Genomic DNA, 15928 nt, shown 5'->3' with positions numbered 1-15928 from the left:
CTGGGCTGGGCCGGCTAGACCGAGATGTACGAACGGAATTTTTCGTTCATTCGGGCTGGCGCAACACGAATATCAACGGCTTAGTACCAGCCGCCCCTGGACTTTGCCTTGACGCAGGCGAGCCAGCGCCTGGTTGATATCGTCGAACTGGACCGCTTCCACCGGCAAAGGCCGGATCTTGCCTGATTTGGCAAGGTCGATCAGGTCTTTCAGTTCTTGCAGGCTACCCACATAAGATCCGCGCAGCGTAATGGAGCGCTGCACCAGCGGCGGCAGGGACAGCGCGATATCGCCGCCGAACAGGCCCACGACCACGCAGGTTCCCCCCTTTCGCAACGCGGCGACCGCCAGCTCTACCGTGGAAGTGGCGCCCACGAAGTCGACGGCGGCAGCAACGCCTCCTGCCGCCGACAGCGCGGCCGCCGCCGAGGCTTCGCGAGGGTCTACAGCAAGCGCAGCACCGCTGGCCAAGGCGTAGTCGCGTTTGGCGGGGTCGAGGTCCGCCACCGCGATGTGCTGGTAACCCTGCGCCAATGCCAGTTGCAGTCCCGCCATGCCGACACCGCCCAGGCCAAGCAGCAACAGGAGATCCTTGTCTTTGTCGATGTGCACCTTGCCGAGCGCGCTGAAAGCCGTGAGCCCCGAGCAGGCATAGGTCGCTGCCAGGGTAGGATCGATGCCATCGATGTCGACCAAGTACCGCGGATGGGGAACGAGGCATTGCTCGGCGTAGCCGCCCGGCCGCGCCACGCCGATCGAGTTGGGTGCGGCGCACAGGTTCTCGTGCCCGCTCAGGCATACTTCGCAACGTCCGCAACCCAGCCAGGGATAGACAAGAAACAGCTTGCCGATGTCATCGTCGGCGACAGGCGCGTCGGGGCCCTTCGCGGCCAGACGGCCCACTATCTCATGCCCCAGCACGAGCGGCGGCTTGAGGCCACGATCGGCCAGACTCAGCCGCTTGCCGCCGCCCAGGTCGTAATAGCCGTCCTGCAGATGCAGGTCGGTGTGGCAGACACCGCAACGCTGGACATCGACGACAATCTCGGTGCCACGTGGGATGGGGTCGGTACGGACCGTGGGCGCAACCGGCGCGCAGAAGCATTGGACGGCGTAGGCACGCATATCTGATCACCTATGTGGAAAAGTCAGGAACCTGCGTCGGGCGTGATCGCGATGGCCACCTTGCCGACGACGCGGCGCTCGCGGACATGAATCAGGGCCTGGCCAATCCTGTCCAACGGATACACAGCACAGGTTCGGGGCCTGAGATGGCCGGCCTCGAACATGCGGCACAATTCTTCCAGGTTGCGCGCCGCCGCGGCGGGCGTGCTCGCCAGCAGTTGGCGGTAGCTCACGCCGATGACTTGAGCCCGCTTCAGCAACACCAGGTTGCCCTTGATCAACGGGACATTGCCGCTGGCGTAGCCCGTGATCAGGTGACGCCCATTGGGCGCGATGGCGCGCAGCGCCTGCTCGGTGAATTCGCCGCCGACAATGTCGAGCACGACATTCACGCCCTGCCTGCCCGCAACGTCGCGGATGGCGTGGGTAAGGTCTTCAACATTCGAATCCAGGACGACATCGGCGCCCTCGGCGCGGCATGCCTCCATCTTCTCGGGCGTGCCGGCCATCGCGATCACCGTGGCCCCCTTGGCCTTGGCGATCTGGATGGCCGCGATGCCGATCCCGCCTGACGCGCCGGATATGAGCACCTTGTCGCCGGCCTGGACCTGGCCGCAATCGACCAGCGCATGGTAGGCCGTGCTGTAGACCAGGATGAAGCCGGCCGCGCCCGGATCATCCATGCCGGCCGGGACGCGCGCCAGGGTGTGGCGCGGCGCCACGATCTGTTCGGCAAAACAGCCTTGGCCCACATAGGCCATCACGCGGTCGCCCGGCCGCAGATCTGTCACGCTCGCGCCGCACTCGGCCACAATACCCATGGCCTCCAATCCGAGCACGAAGGGCAATTCCGGCTTGACCTGGTAGAGGCCAAGCGGCATGAGCAGGTCGGGCCCGTTGAGGCTGGCATAGCGCGTCTGGATGCGGACCGACTGCTCATCCAGCTGCGGTACCCGGGTGTCTCGCACGCATAATTGCTCCAGGGGTTCATATTGGTCGCAAACAACAGCCTTCATCAACGAGCCAGCCATGCGGATCTCCAGTAAGTCAATCAGGCAAACGCCGCCAAGGAACCGGCGTGCAGGACTCGGCCGGGCAGCGTCTTGCCAAAGATGCGTTCGGCCAGGCGCGCCGCCTCGATCAGCCTCTCGAGATCGATGCCGGTCTCGATCCCCATCTCGTGGCACATGAACACCATGTCTTCGGTGCAGACATTGCCCGCGGCACCCGAGGTATGCCCGCAGAACGGGCAGCCGCCCAGGCCCGCCACCGAACTGTCGTACAGATCGACGCCACTTTGCAGCCCGGCCAGGAAATTGGCGGCGCCGGTACCGCGGGTGTCATGCAAGTGCAGGCCAATACGGGTGCCCGGCACGGCATTCCTCACGGCGTCGACGACGCGGCGGATTGCCAGCGGATTGGCCCAGCCCACCGTGTCGCACAGGTAGAGTGCCGGCATCGCAACGCCGGCCTCGTCGCAGGCGGCCTTGCACCACTTCGCCAACGCCGCGACCCTTTCGACGGGTATCGCGCCCTCGAGATTGCAGCCGAAGGCCGTCATGATGTAGGCCGTCTCCAACGGCACGCCCGACTCGCGATAAATGTCGATCCAGCCGCGCTGCGCATCGCGCATCTGGTCGGCCGAACAGTTATTGTTCTGCAGGCTGAAGGCATTGGAGGCATAGAAGTTCAGGCTGCCCATCAAACTGATGTGGCTGACCGTGCGAGCGCGATCGAAGCCGCGCTTATTGAGCCAGAGACCGGTGTACCGTACGCCCGGCCGAGGCTCGAGCGCTTCGAACAGGGCCTCGGAATCGGCCATCTGCGGCACTTTGCCCGGATGCACGAAGGATGCGACCTGGATCTGCTTCAAGCCGGTGTCGGCCAGAGCATGTACCAGCTCGACGCGCTGCGCGAGCGGATACAGCCGTTGTTCGAACTGGAATCCTTCACGGGGGCCTTCTTCGTGTATTTCTACGTATTGCGGTACGACACTCATGTTCAACTCACTGTGGCTCGATTCCGGCGGCGCGGATGATGTCTCTCCAGCTGTCGTGCTCTTCAACCTGAAAGGCGGACAGGCGGGAGGGAGAAAACGGCAGGGGTTCGACGCCTGCGACGGCGAAGGACTTCTGCAACTCGGGTTTGGCAAGCGCCTTCGCGATGGCCGCGCTCAGCTTCTCGACCTTGCCTTTCGGCAGGCCGGCGGGCGCCCAGACGCCCATCCACCATGTCAGCCTGTAGCCCGGCACACCTGCCTCGGCCATGGTCGGAACGTCGGGCAAGGCCTTGTCGCGATGGGTCGACGACACCGCCAGGGCGCGTAGCCGGCCTGCCTTGATCAATGGCAATGCACTGCTGAACTCGGCGAACATGACGTCGATGGTGCCGCCCGAGATGTCTATGGCGGCCTGCGGGTTGGTCTTGTAGGGAACATCGCGAATGTCGATCTTCTCCATCATCTTGTACTTTTCCATCGCCAGGCGCGTCGACGAGCTGGCCCAGCCATAGGACAACTTGCCCGGCGTTGTCCGTGCATCGGCGGTGAGGTCGGCGACGTTCTTGATGGGCAAGGCGGGATTGACCACCAACACCAGCTTGCCATCGGCTACGCCCGAGATCGGCGTGAAGTCCTTGACATAGTCGTAGGGCACCCGCTTGAACAGGCTCTGGTTCGCGCCGTGCGAGGAATTCGTGCCGATGAAGATGGTGTAGCCGTCCGGCTTGGCTTTGGAGACGTAGTCGGCCGCGATCATGCCGCTGGCGCCGGGTTTGGTCATGACGACAATGGGTTGCCCCAATTCGGCACCCGCCGCCTCCGTGACGAAGCGCGCGACGGTTTCAACGGTTCCGGCGCAGCACACCACTGCAGTAATGGGGCGCGACGGATAACTTTCCTCGGCCTGGCAGAATCCGGCGGCGAGCAGCAATGCCGCGCCCAGCCCTTTCAGGCTCAAACTATGTCTCTTCATGGTATGTCTCCTTTTTTTATAGGCGCTGGCGGCATGCCATGCGTCTGCCGCCGGCTAGTTTCCCGTCCAGTGTGGCGACCTTTTCTCGGCGAAGGCTTGCATGCCTTCGCGCGCATCGTCGGTCATGGACATCAAGCCGATCTGGCTTTCCATGAAAGCGATCGATTCATGAAAAGACATCGATTCGATGGTTCGCATGGCATACCGGCCGCGGCGGATGGCGGCCGGCGATTTGTCTTTCATTTGGGCCAGCAGCTCGTCAAGCCGTGCATCGAGCTGCTCGGGCGGCACGACGTCGTTGACCAGGCCCAGCGATAGTGCGCGGTCTGCCCGGAACAAGGCGCCGGTGTAGCAAAGCTCATAGAGAACGCGAGAAGGCACGATGCGCTGCAACAGCGCCAGGACCTGCATCGGGAACACGCCGACCTTGACCTCGGGAAGGCCGAAACGCGCAGTGTTGGCGGCCACAGCCATGTCGCACATGGCAAGCAGGCCCATGCCGCCAGCCACGCAGGCGCCGCCCACGCGCGCGATCAGCGGCAGGCGTGAATGATGGGCCGCGCGCAGCAGATTGGCATAGGGCAAGCTGGGTTCGGCGTAGTCGAACTTGAACGAATCGCCCTGCAGGTCGGCGCCAGCGCAAAAGGCACGATCGCCGGCACCGGTGAGGACGATGGCGCGCAGCGCGCGGTCATCGCCTGCCTGGGTAATTGCGGCGGCAAGCGCTTCCATGATGGCGGGCGACAGCGCATTGCGCTGGGCCTGCCTGTCGATCGTCAGCCACAGTACGTCATCGTGGCGCTGCTGCACTAAGTCACTCATCCGTGCACTCTCCGTTGTCCTGCCATGTAAATGCGAACTGGCCGCCGATGCGCCGTTTAGCCGCCATGCCAACGCTGACCGACATGGCAAGACTGCCGGGCAATTGGCGCAGCGGCCCCATCATGAGGCGGTGCAACTGGGCGTAGTCGCTCACGCGGATAGTCAAGAGCAATTGGGCCGTGCCGGTCGTCCAATGGGAAACCTCGATCTCGGGAATGGCCATGGCGGCGGCCAGCACGGCTTCGGGTTCTTGCCCGATTTCTATCTGGATAGAGGCGAAGGCGGCGATGCCGAAACCGGCCAGTTCGTGGTTGACTTCAACGCGGTAGCCGCGGATGACGCCGGATTGCTCCAGCCGCTTCATGCGCTCTATCACCTGGCCGGCCGAGACATTCATTTCGCGGGCTATTGCCCGCGCGGATAAACGGGCGTTCTTGCCGAGAATGGACAAGATGCGCCGGTCGGTTGTATCGAGCGGGAACACTGCAGTACCTGATTCGGCAAGGCTGGAACTACCGTTGTCGGAAGGGTCGATCATGGCTGTATTTCCTGAGTTGCGCGTTATGCGCGGACCATCAGGGTATACAAAAACGACTGGACTTCGGCGCCTTCCTGGTTGTGAACGACGATGGCCAGCTCGACAATTCCCCTGGCGGGATTCGACGTGCGCTTCTTTGACTGGACCGTGGCAGTGGGCCTGATGGTATCGCCGCCGTACACGGGGGCCTTGGAGCGGACCTTGTCCAGCCCCAGGAAGGCGATGGTGATGCCGCTGTAGACCAGGGTGGCGCTGAGCAGGCCGATGGCGTACGCGACGATGATGGGGCCTGGCAACAGGATGCCCTTGAATTCGGTATGTTTTTCGATCCACTCGGCATCGGCATGGAGCGGCTGATGGAAGCCGGTGGTCATCGCCGTCATCATGGTGATTTCGGCATCGGTGACACTGCGGCCGAAACCGGTGAAAGACGAACCCACGACAATATCGTCGTAGTGGCCCCAAGGTTGGGTGCGGATCTGGCTGCTCTGATTCATGGGAGGCTATTCACTGAGAGCTGACGAGGGTACCGACGGCCGACTGGCGCACGAGCGCGTCGATGTCGGCCTGGCTGTGGCCAAGTTCAAGCAATACGTCGGACGTGTGCTCGCCGCGCAGCGGCGGCGCGGCGTGGGCACTGCGCATGACGCCGTTGAGGGGCAGCGACGTGACAGACACCGGACCGTACTGGGCATGCTCCAACCGCAGGACCATGTTGCGCGCCTCGGTATGGGCATGCTGCAGGGCATCGCCGACGGTATTGACCGGAGCGTGAGGAACGTTGTGCGCTTCGAGCTTTTCGAGCAGGTCCTGGCTGGCTTGGGCGCGGATAAGCGGGCAGATCTCGCGATGAAGCGCATCGCGGTTCTCTGCCCGCGCGCCGACCGTGGCGTAGCGCGGGTCGTGCCCGAGTGCCGGCACGCCCAGGGCTGCGCATAGGCCGATCCAACTGGCGTCGGTCATGACCGCGATGACGATCGGCTTGTCGGCGGCATCGAAAGTCCCGTACGGGACCGAGAAGTAGTGGCCCGAGCCGGCACGCTGCGCCTGCGTACCGGTAAAGTGGAAATAGCCGCCGTGGTTGCCGAGCAAGGCCAGCAACGAGTCATACATCGCGATGTCCAGATAGCGGCCGAGGCCCGTGGTCCGGCGCTCGAACAGGGCCGAGACGATGCCGATGACAGCAAACAGCGATGCCGATGTGTCGCCAATAGGCACACCGACCTTCAGCGGCGGCGCGTCGGCAGTGCCGTTGGTGCTCATGATTCCGGCGTAGGCCTGGGCGACCAGGTCCAGGCTGCGCTTGTGCGCCAGCGGACCGATCTGGCCAAAACCGCTGATGCTGCAATAGACGACCGCTGGATTGATGGTTTTGGCTGCCTCATAGCCCAGGCCCAGTTTATCGATGACGCCGGGTGCGAAGTTTTCGACGATGACATCCGCGCGCTCGACAAGCTGCCGGGCGACAACCTGGCCTTGCGCGCTCTTGAGGTCGACGGCGATGCTGCGCTTGTTGCGATTGAAGGTAGCGAAGTAATGACTCATGCCATTCTTGGCGGGCGCCATGTCGCGACCCACATCGCCTTTCTCCACGCCTTCCACTTTGATGACGCTCGCCCCCAGGTCAGCCAGGATCTGGGTGGAATAAGGACCGGAAATCACATGAGTGAAATCGAGTACCTGGATACCCGCCAACGGCCCTTTGGATTCGCCGCCCTTCTCTGCTTTTGAACAATTGTTCATTGAAAATTCTATTTTTAAGACATATGAACATATTATCCAAATTAAATAGATCAAAAGTACTATGGTTTACCCTTATAAATACACGTTTGTCTATAAACAACCAGATTTGTTGATCAATTGATGCTGGCAGGCCGTAGCCAGGCGCGGGTTTGCGGCAAAAAAAAACCGGCCTGTACGGCCGGTTGGCAAGTAGGTGGCAAACCATGGCGGAACAGCCGCCACGGCGTTGCGCGGCGTCAGCGCTGCTGGCTGATGCGGCGCGCCTGTTCGGCGGCACGGTTCAGCGCGGCCACCGGCGGCGTCTTGCCGTCGAAGGCTTCGTTCAGCTCGGTATTCAATACGGCCTCGACACGATCGTAGTTGGCCATGCGGAATCCGCGGCTGGTGGAGAGCGATTTGCCCTGCATCGACTGGACGATGGCTTGCGCGCCAGGGATCTTGCCGTAGAACGACACATCAGAGGCACGGAACGCCGCGTCGGTCAGCGGCAGGTAACCGGTACGCTGGTGCCATTCGGCGGCGTTGACCGGCTTGGCAAGCCAGGCCAGGAACTGCGCGGTCGCCTTTTCCTGGGCTTGCGGATGGCCATCGATGGCCCACAGCGCCGAGCCGCTGACGAACGGGCTGCCGGCTTCCTTGGTGGCTTGCGTGTAGTACGGCAGCGGCGCAACCCCGAACGACAGCGAGCGCGTATTCATGAAGGTACCGGCGGCCCCGGAACCCGAGGTGAGCACGGCGCAATCGCCCTTGGCGAACAGCTTGTCGCTTTGGTTGTTGTCGGAATGCGCCATGAAAAGCAGCGAACGTTTCCAGCTGACCATCAGCGAGATATGGCGCATGTAAAGCGTGTCGAATTTCAGAGCGGGCGCCGCCTTGCTGGATGCCAGGCCGTTATCGTTGCTGGTGAACAGCTGCTTGTTGATAGGCGCCAGGTTTTCCAGGTGCACCTGCACCTGGTCGCTGGACGCGTACGGACATTCGATATTGGCGACGTCGCGCAATTTCAGCAGTTCGCCCTGCAGGTCGGCCCAGGTACGCGCCGGATTCTTGGGATCGAGGCCGGCCTTTTTGTAATAGGCCAGGTTGTAGTACATGATGGGCACTTCAGCCATCCAGGGGAAGGCCAGCAGGCGCCCCTTGCCGTCGCGGGTAAAGCTGGACGTGGCGGGCAGGAACCAGTTCAGGTCCTTGATGGGGTACTTGGCCAGCAACTGGTACATGGGCAGGATGGCCTTGTGCTCGGATACGACTTCGGGCGAGCGGTTATCTGTCAGTTGAACCAGGTTGGGCCCGGCTTTTTTCGTCTTGAGGATGCCGGCGGTTTCTTGCTTCAGTTCTTGCGAACTGGAGAAGTCGCGCAGCTTGACGACAACCTCGTCTTGCTCTTTGTTGTACTTCTTGGTGAGCTTTTCGAATTCGGCCTTGTTGGAGCCGCTGAGCGTGTGCCAGACCTGGATTTCAACGGCAGCGCCTTGCGCCGCGCCCGCGGCCATCATGGCCGCTCCGAAAACCCAGGTGCGCCGGCTGGCGACCAGTGAGCGGGCCAGGCCCGCCAATTGCAGTGTCTTCATAGGTTCACAGACCAAGAAAAGGAAATTCGGGCTCCGGCTTGCGTCCGCTGAGCAGATCGGCCAGGGCCCGGCCCGAACCGACTCCCATTGTCCAGCCCAGCGTGCCATGGCCTGTATTCAAGTACAGGTTGGGAATGCGGGTGCGGCCAATGAGAGGCACGTTCGAAGGGGTGGACGGGCGCAACCCCGACCAATAGTTGACGTCCTCGAAATCCAGGGCGTCGGGAAACAGTTCGCGCGCCAGGCGCGTCAGCGCCTCGCAACGGCCGGTATTCAGGGCACGCGAATAACCGGACAGTTCGGCGGTGCCTGCCATGCGCAACCGATTGCCCAGGCGCGAGAACACCACCTTGTGGCTGCTGTCGGTCAGGCTGACCGAGGGAGCGCGTTCAGGGTCGCGCACGGCGTAGGTGGCCGAGTAGCCTTTGGCGGGATAGACGTTGCAGGCCACGCCCAGCGGCCTGACCAGCCGCGAGCTGAAGCTGCCCAGCGCCACCACATAGGCGTCGGCCACGATGCTGGCATAGCGGCCATCGGGCTGGATGATTTCCAGGCCCTGCACCTGGCCGCCGTGGCTGACCAGGCGAGTGGCGCTGGTATCGTAGCGGAATTCAACGCCGGCAGACTCGCATTGCCGCGCCAGGCCTGCCGCGAACAGGTGGACATCGCCGCTTTCGTCTTCGGGGGTGTAGTCACCGCCCACGATGGCGGCCCGGTGCGGCGCCAGCGCGGGTTCGATGGCCACCACCTCGTCGGTGGTGACGACCCGGCGCTCGACGCCGAAATCGCGCATCAGACCGGCGGCCTTCTGCGAGGTCTCGAATTCGTGGGGATCGCGGTAGAAGTTGAGGATGCCGCGCTCAAGGTGATCGTAGGGAATACCCAGCTGGGCGCGCATGCCCTGCAGGGTGGCCCGGCTGTATTCGGCAAGCCGGACCATGGCGCGGATATTGGGTGCCAGCCGGCCCGGCAGGCATTCGCGCAGGAAGGCCAGCCCCCACATCCATTGGCGCCAGTCGAGCTGCGGACGGAACAACAGCGGCGCGTCATCCTGGAACACCCATTTCAGCAGCTTCAGGGGGGCTTGCGGATTGGCCCAGGGCTCGGCGTACGAGACGGAAATCTGGCCGCCGTTGGCCAGGCTGGTTTCCTGGGCCGGGCCGCTGCGGCGATCGATGACCACGACGTCGTGGCCTGCCTGGCGCAGCCACCAGGCGCTGGAAATGCCGATGATGCCGCTACCCAATACCGCTACTTTCATGCGCGCCTTGCTCCTTGCGCCGCCGGCCGCAGCGGGGTTCCCCCCCTGCTGTCGCGGCTCGTTCCGATCGAGTTGTCGGTGCGGCAGTTTACTGCGCCGGGCCGGCCTCGCCTATAACATAAAAGCAGGTGCGGTATCCATTTGCACCTGGAAGTTTCCCGCCCGTGCGCCACGGCCCGCCTCAGGCCCCCACGCGGGCCAGGTCGGCCTCGGAGGTGAATGCGTCGGCGTAGAACTCGTCGGCCGGCAGGCCGCATTGCGCCGTGAATTCGCGGCGGGCGGCATCGACCATGGGCGGCGCGCCACAAGCGTACACTTGGTAGCCCGACAGATCCGGCAGATCTTGCAGCACGGCTTCGTGCACATAGCCCGTGCGGCCGGCCCAGTTGTCTTCGGGCAGGCTGTCGGAGACCACCGGCACATAGCGGAGGTCGGGCAGCGCCTGGGCCCACGATTGCGCCAGGTCGTGCATGTACAGGTCGCGCGGACGGCGCCCCCCCCAGTAAAGCGCCACGGGACGGCGGATGCCATGGTGCGCCATGTGCTCGACGATGGCCTTGACCGGCGCGAAACCGGTGCCGCTGGCCAGCAGCACGATGGGCTTGTCGCTGTCTTCGCGCAGGAAAAACGAGCCGAACGGCCCTTCCAGGCGCAGGATCTCGCGCACTTTCATCTGCGTGTCGCCAGCGCCGAACACATGGTCGGTGAACACGCCGCCGGGCATATGGCGGATATGCAGTTCGAGCGGGCTGCCTGCATGCGGGGGGCAAGCCATGGAATAGCTGCGGCGCTTGCCATCTTTCAGGATGACCTCGATGTACTGCCCCGCGTAGTAGCGAAACGGATCGGCGGCCGGCAGTTGCAGGCGCAAGACGGTGACATCGGGCGCGGCCAGGTCCATGGCCTGCACGCGGGCGGGCAGCTTGCGGATCTGGATATCGCTGGCCAGCCGGACTTCGCTGGCTTCGACCACCAGGTCGGACTGCGGATGCGCCTGGCAAAACAGCGTATAGCCCTGCGCCAGGTCTTCGGGCGAGAGGATCTGGGCGGGGTATTCGCCGGCATCGACCTGGCCGGACACGACCTTGCCCTTGCAAGTGGAACATGCGCCGTTGCGGCAGCTGTAGGGCAGCACGATGCCGGCGGCCAGTGCGGCGTCGAGCACCGTCTGGCCGGGTTCGACCGGGAATTGATGCTGGCTGGGTTGTACGGTGACCTGAAAGCTCATGGGTACGATCTATAGGAAGCGATACGCGGCGCCGGCAGGAAGGCCCGGACTTGCATCCGGCCGCACCCGGCGATCAATCTGATATTCTATAATTTTTACCGCTCCGGGACGGCCCGGGGCCGCCGCCGGCCCGACTGCCGGCTGCTTTCCTTCCCGGGGACGGCCCCATTGCCGGCAAACTTGCCGGCCCTTGTTGAAAGGGGCATTCCATGACCTGGGTCATTCTCATACTGGCGGGGCTGTTCGAAGTGGTGTGGGCCATCGGCCTGAAGTACACCCACGGCTTTACGCGCCTGGTTCCTTCTATCGTCACGCTGGTCGGCATGCTGATCAGTTTCTGGCTGCTTTCGGTGGCCATGAAAACCCTGCCGTTGGGCACTGCCTATGCGGTATGGGTGGGTATCGGCGCATTGGGCGCCTTCGTGGCAGGCATCGTCCTGTTCGGCGAAGCACTAAGCCCGATGCGCGTGGTCAGCGTGCTGCTGATCGCGGCGGGGCTGATCGGACTGAAGCTGTCGACCTGATCCCGCCCTGCCCCGGCGTCAGAAATCCAGTTCGATCTCGGCGGCGTCACCCACGCGCAGGCGTGCGCCGGCCGGGGCATCGACAATGGCATTCTGCCCGAACACCACCCCGATCTCGAACTGGCGATAAGCGGCCAGCGTGCGACCCGGTTCGTCATGGCGCTGGGCGGTCAGCTGGTCGATATTGGGCATGGGGCAGCGCGTACATGGCTTGACCAGCGCCATGCGCACCGGGCCTACCGAAACCACGGCGGTGTGGTCTTCGTCGTAGGCTTCCCATTCGCCCTGAATGACGATATTCGGCCGAAAGCGATTCATGGGCACGGCCGGTTGGCCTTGTGCGGCCAGCCTGGCATTCAGCTCGTCCAACGAGGCCTGGTTGGCGATCAGCAGCGGAAACCCGTCTGCGAAACCGAATGCGTGCTCGCCCTCGAAGGCCTGGGCCAGGTCGGCATGCCCCTCGCGCCAGCGTTCGACCCATTCGGGCCGGGCGGGACGCCGCGCCTGCGCATCCAGCTTGACCAGCACGCAGTCCTGGCCCAGCACCTGGCTGATCCAGGCGGCAGCCTCGGCGCTTTCATCGCGCGCGGGCACCGTGTCTTTCCAGACCGTGACCGGACGCGCCACGGCGGCCAGTTGGGAATCGTCGAGCGGAACCTGCAGCACCGGCATGCCGGCCGCGTGCAGTTCCAGGTGCCGGGCCGTGATGGCCGGGCGGATCAGCGCCATGGCGGGCCACTGGCGTTGTGTCATGAACTGGCCTTGCGCCGTCAGGATCATCCAGCGCCGGTCGCCCGCCAGGCCGGCACGGTCGATGGGCGACTCGGCCAGATCGATGGCGGCGCAGGATTTGATGGGATAGATGTGCAGGCTGGCGATGCGTGCAGTCATGGCGGCGCGGGCGTGGACGAAGTGGCCGCCAAGCATAGCACCCACGCCAGGCGGCGCACGAGCGCGGATACGAAGCTAGGTTTCGCCGCGCCGCAGGCGGCGCACCGTGTCGAGCGCGGCGCTCAGGGCCGCCTCGACCGGTTCCAGCGATTGCGGCGCGACGGGTGCCGCATCGGGTATGGCCGCCGTGGCGGTTGCCGCGCGGGGCAAGGCGGCCTGGATGTGCTCGCCCGCCGGGCTGACATCCACATCGAACACCAGCTTCTCGGCGCGATGCCACGTGGTGAACCATTCCAGGGGCTGGCCATGCTGGTCGAACCCCTGCCCTTCCAGCATCAGCAAGGGGCTACCGGCCGGCACTTGCAGTACGCTGGCCAGCGCGGCGTCGGCCCCCACGGCGCGTATGCGATTGCGCCCCCGGCCCGGATGCAGGCCGAAGCGCTGCACCAGGGTGCGATGCAGCGAGGTGTCCTGCAAATGGGCCGCGGACAGCCCGGGCAACCTCGCGCGCGGCAGCCAGGTACGCACGAAGGCCAGCGGCTCGTCGTCGACACGGCGCAGGCGCTCGAGCAACAAGGTGTCGTCGGAACCGAAAAAGGCGGCCACGTCCGGGGGTGGCGCGGCCGGTTCGCAATGCAGTACGCGCGTCAGCAGCGCCGTGCCCGTGTTGGCGAATTGCTCGAACAGCCCGGTCGAACGCTGCACCATGCGATGGTGTTCCAGGGCTGGCGCCACGGTGGGCGCGCGGCCGGGATCGCGCCGTATGAGGCCTTCGGCCACCAGCGCCGCCAACGCCTGCCGCACCACGCTGCGGGCCACGCCGAACTGCTGGCACAGCACGGCCTCGCTGGGCAGTACCGTGCCCGGCGCCCATTGCCGGCCGCGGATATCGCGACGCAGCGCCTGGGCAACCTGAACATGCAGGGGATGGCCGCTGGACCGGTCCAGCGGTGCGTCGGGATCGGCGGGCGACGCCATGGGATCAGCCTCCGGTAGTGGAGCGCGCAGTTTCCCATACCTGCGTCCACCCCGGGGCCAGGTGGGCGGCCCGTTCGGCGGCCAGCACCAGGCTTTCTTCGCGCGCCACGCCCTTGCCCGCGATATCGAAGGCCGTGCCATGATCGACCGAGACGCGCACCACCGGCAAGCCCACGGTGATGTTGACGCCGTCATCGCCATACACCGACTTGAAAGGCGCATGCCCCTGGTCGTGATAGCAGGCAATGACGAACTTCCATTTGCCGCGCACCGCTTGCGGGAACAGCGCGTCGGCCGGAATGGGACCGGCTGCGCGAATGCCGGCCGCGTTGGCCTCGGCCACCGCGGGCGCCAGGATGTCGGCGTCTTCGCTGCCGAAAATACCGTTCTCGCCCGCGTGCGGGTTCAGGCCCGCCACGGCCACGGGCTCGTCGCCGCGCCCCAGCGCGCGTGCGAACGAGCCGGCCAGGCGCAGCACGGCCCGCATGCGCTGCGGCGTGACGTCGTCGATGGCCTGGCGCAACGACACGTGGGTCGTGGCATGGAAGATGTACAGGTCGCCGGCCGACAGCACCAGCGAGAAAGTCTTGACGCCGAATTCATGCGCCAGCAATTCGGTATGACCGGGCCATTTGTGGCCGGCCATATGCATGGCGGCCTTGTTCAGCGGCGCCGTGACGATGCCGTCAATGCGGCCTTCGCGCGCCAGGGCACACGCCGTGGTGACAAAGCGCACCGACCCGTCGCCGGCATCGCCGCTCAGCTCGCCCAGCGGTACGTGGTCGAGCGATGGCCCGGCCTGGATGACTTCGATGATGCCCGGCGTGTTCTCGACCTGTTCGGGCCCTTCGACCACGCGTACCCGCGATGCGTCGGCGCCGAGCGCCTGCGCGGCTTTGCGCAGGGCTGCCGCATCGCCCACCACCACCAGGCGCGCACGCTGGCGCAGGTCGTCATGCCCCAGCAGCATCTTGGCCGTGATTTCGGGCCCGATCCCTGCCACGTCACCCAAAGTGACCGCCAGGGTGGGAATGCGATGAGGGGTTTGATCTTGCGTCATGCTTGGAATCTCCGTTCGCGGACCGCGCTTGCGGCCCGGATCAATACATCGTCGGTGCCGAAGCCGCCTGCCTTGGTCACGATGGGCAGGCCGGCTGCCGGCCCGCCGGTCAGGGTGCCCAGCGGCACGCCGCCGGTTACCTCGTCGACCAGTGCGATACCGCCGGCCTGCAAGGCGGCCAGCACGGCGCTGGCGCCGTCACCTCCGGTGGCCACCACGCCTGCGGTGCCGCCAGCCTGAATCAGTTGCCCGGCCAGCTCGCCCAGGCGCGCCGCCACCTTATCCGAATCCAGGCCATCGCGCCGGCCTTCCGGGGCCAGCAACAACAGCGTGGCCGGCTGCCCGTGCGCCGATGCCGTTGCTCGGCATACCTGCGCAGACCAGGCGCGCCAGGCCGCGTCATCGGCCAATTGCGCCAAGGTGGGCGACCAGGCTTGCGCGCCGGCGACCTGCAGGGCGGCTGCCTGGCGGCGCGCCGCGCTGTGCTGCGAAGTCACCACCACAATGACCGCGCCACGCGATTCAGCCCCCGCCCACAACCGCGCCAGCGGTGCCGCCAAACCGCCGGACCCGACCGGCAACGCGCGTTCGCCGATCAGCACGATGGCATGGGCCAGGCGGTCCATGTCGGCGGGGGTTTGCGCATCCACTACCACCACGGTACCCGCGGCCAGGATGCGGTCGGCCAGGGCACGGGCAGACTCGCCATCGATGACGGCCAACTGGGCGCCGCCCAACAGCGTGGGAATATGGCTTTCGGTCACGGGCGTGACCGGGTCGGTGGCAGCCGAAGTCTCGGTGACCGGCCGGCCGTCCACGTACAGGACGCCGTCGCGCACGGTGCGGCCCGTGGCGGGAAATGCCGGGCACACCACCGCAATCGCATCGTCGCGCCAGGCGTGGCGCGCCGCGTCGATCTCGGCCTTGAAGGCGCCGCGCAGGGTCGAGTCCACCTTCTTGTACAGGCGCCGCACGCCGGCAGCACGCAAGGCCGCCACGTCGCCGCCCACCACGGCGGCCGCCTGCGGGGCGGGCAAGGGGCGGCTGTGCGTGGTGACCGCGATGACCTCGGCCTGGCTGGCGGCCGGGTCGGCCAGCGCCTGGCTGGCCCGCCCTACCGACAATTGCGTGGGCCACCCCGCGCGCACGAACTGCACAGCGGTGTCGCCCGACCCGGTCAGGTCGTCGGCGACGACGGCGATGAAGGGCGCCATG

At 65.2% G+C, this 15928-nt stretch carries 16 protein-coding genes; 1 reads left to right on the top strand and 15 read right to left on the bottom strand.

Annotated elements, in window-relative coordinates:
* Positions 1–72 precede the first annotated feature (72 nt).
* The 11 genes from KW845_RS05345 to KW845_RS05295 all read right to left on the bottom strand — a co-directional run bounded on the left by KW845_RS05345 (position 73) and on the right by KW845_RS05295 (position 11260).
* Positions 73–1125, bottom strand: coding sequence for a zinc-binding dehydrogenase (locus KW845_RS05345; protein WP_218368112.1), 1053 nt, complete (start codon positions 1123–1125; stop codon positions 73–75).
* Between the two features lie 23 nt (positions 1126–1148).
* Positions 1149–2156, bottom strand: coding sequence for an NADPH:quinone oxidoreductase family protein (locus KW845_RS05340; RefSeq protein WP_218368111.1), 1008 nt, complete (start codon positions 2154–2156; stop codon positions 1149–1151).
* 20 nt (positions 2157–2176) lie between these two features.
* The gene (locus KW845_RS05335) at positions 2177–3124 is read right to left on the bottom strand and encodes a hydroxymethylglutaryl-CoA lyase (RefSeq protein ID WP_218368110.1); all 948 of its coding nucleotides are present in this window, start codon (positions 3122–3124) and stop codon (positions 2177–2179) included.
* Positions 3125–3131: 7 nt separating this feature from the next.
* Positions 3132–4082 (bottom strand): tripartite tricarboxylate transporter substrate binding protein, encoded by a 951-nt coding sequence (locus KW845_RS05330; RefSeq protein ID WP_218368109.1) that lies wholly within the window; start codon positions 4080–4082, stop codon positions 3132–3134.
* Positions 4083–4151: 69 nt separating this feature from the next.
* The gene (locus tag KW845_RS05325; RefSeq protein ID WP_218368108.1) at positions 4152–4919 is read right to left on the bottom strand and encodes an enoyl-CoA hydratase-related protein; all 768 of its coding nucleotides are present in this window, start codon (positions 4917–4919) and stop codon (positions 4152–4154) included.
* Positions 4912–5457, bottom strand: a complete 546-nt coding sequence (locus KW845_RS05320) for an Lrp/AsnC family transcriptional regulator (RefSeq protein WP_218368107.1) — start codon at positions 5455–5457, stop codon at positions 4912–4914. Before KW845_RS05320 ends, KW845_RS05325 begins: the two co-directional genes overlap by 8 nt.
* 23 nt (positions 5458–5480) lie before the next feature.
* Positions 5481–5954 (bottom strand): MaoC/PaaZ C-terminal domain-containing protein, encoded by a 474-nt coding sequence (locus KW845_RS05315; protein ID WP_218368106.1) that lies wholly within the window; start codon positions 5952–5954, stop codon positions 5481–5483.
* A 10-nt stretch (positions 5955–5964) separates the two neighbouring features.
* Positions 5965–7200 (bottom strand): CaiB/BaiF CoA-transferase family protein, encoded by a 1236-nt coding sequence (locus tag KW845_RS05310; protein ID WP_218368105.1) that lies wholly within the window; start codon positions 7198–7200, stop codon positions 5965–5967.
* A 236-nt stretch (positions 7201–7436) separates the two neighbouring features.
* Complete coding sequence (locus KW845_RS05305; RefSeq protein WP_218368104.1) at positions 7437–8771, bottom strand: extracellular solute-binding protein; 1335 nt, start codon at positions 8769–8771, stop codon at positions 7437–7439.
* A 4-nt stretch (positions 8772–8775) separates the two neighbouring features.
* Complete coding sequence (locus tag KW845_RS05300) at positions 8776–10119, bottom strand: D-amino acid dehydrogenase (RefSeq protein WP_218368629.1); 1344 nt, start codon at positions 10117–10119, stop codon at positions 8776–8778.
* A 94-nt stretch (positions 10120–10213) separates the two neighbouring features.
* On the bottom strand, positions 10214–11260 hold the full coding sequence (locus KW845_RS05295; RefSeq protein ID WP_218368103.1) for a CDP-6-deoxy-delta-3,4-glucoseen reductase: 1047 nt from the start codon (positions 11258–11260) through the stop codon (positions 10214–10216).
* A 209-nt stretch (positions 11261–11469) separates the two neighbouring features.
* Here KW845_RS05295 and sugE point away from each other — a divergent pair, with 209 nt between their 5' ends.
* Positions 11470–11784, top strand: coding sequence for a quaternary ammonium compound efflux SMR transporter SugE (sugE, locus tag KW845_RS05290; RefSeq protein WP_218368102.1), 315 nt, complete (start codon positions 11470–11472; stop codon positions 11782–11784).
* A gap of 18 nt (positions 11785–11802) precedes the next feature.
* Here the strand turns inward: sugE and KW845_RS05285 are convergent, their stop codons facing one another.
* The 4 genes from KW845_RS05285 to dtnK form a co-directional block, all read right to left on the bottom strand.
* Complete coding sequence (locus KW845_RS05285) at positions 11803–12675, bottom strand: MOSC domain-containing protein (protein ID WP_218368101.1); 873 nt, start codon at positions 12673–12675, stop codon at positions 11803–11805.
* Between the two features lie 75 nt (positions 12676–12750).
* The gene (locus tag KW845_RS05280) at positions 12751–13653 is read right to left on the bottom strand and encodes a GntR family transcriptional regulator (protein WP_218368100.1); all 903 of its coding nucleotides are present in this window, start codon (positions 13651–13653) and stop codon (positions 12751–12753) included.
* A gap of 4 nt (positions 13654–13657) precedes the next feature.
* Positions 13658–14713 (bottom strand): 4-hydroxythreonine-4-phosphate dehydrogenase PdxA, encoded by a 1056-nt coding sequence (gene pdxA / locus KW845_RS05275; protein WP_218368099.1) that lies wholly within the window; start codon positions 14711–14713, stop codon positions 13658–13660.
* A complete protein-coding gene (dtnK, locus tag KW845_RS05270; RefSeq protein WP_218368098.1) occupies positions 14710–15927 on the bottom strand; it encodes a D-threonate kinase in 1218 nt (405 codons plus the stop codon). The genes pdxA and dtnK overlap by 4 nt, the downstream gene beginning before the upstream one ends.
* Position 15928: the final 1 nt, after the last annotated feature.

The sequence above is a fragment of the Bordetella sp. BOR01 genome (assembly GCF_019218885.1).
In the GTDB taxonomy this organism is placed as follows: Bacteria; Pseudomonadota; Gammaproteobacteria; order Burkholderiales; family Burkholderiaceae_B; genus Bordetella_A.
The sequence above is the reverse complement of the archived record's forward strand: the minus strand, read 5'-3'. Positions and strand labels throughout refer to the sequence as shown.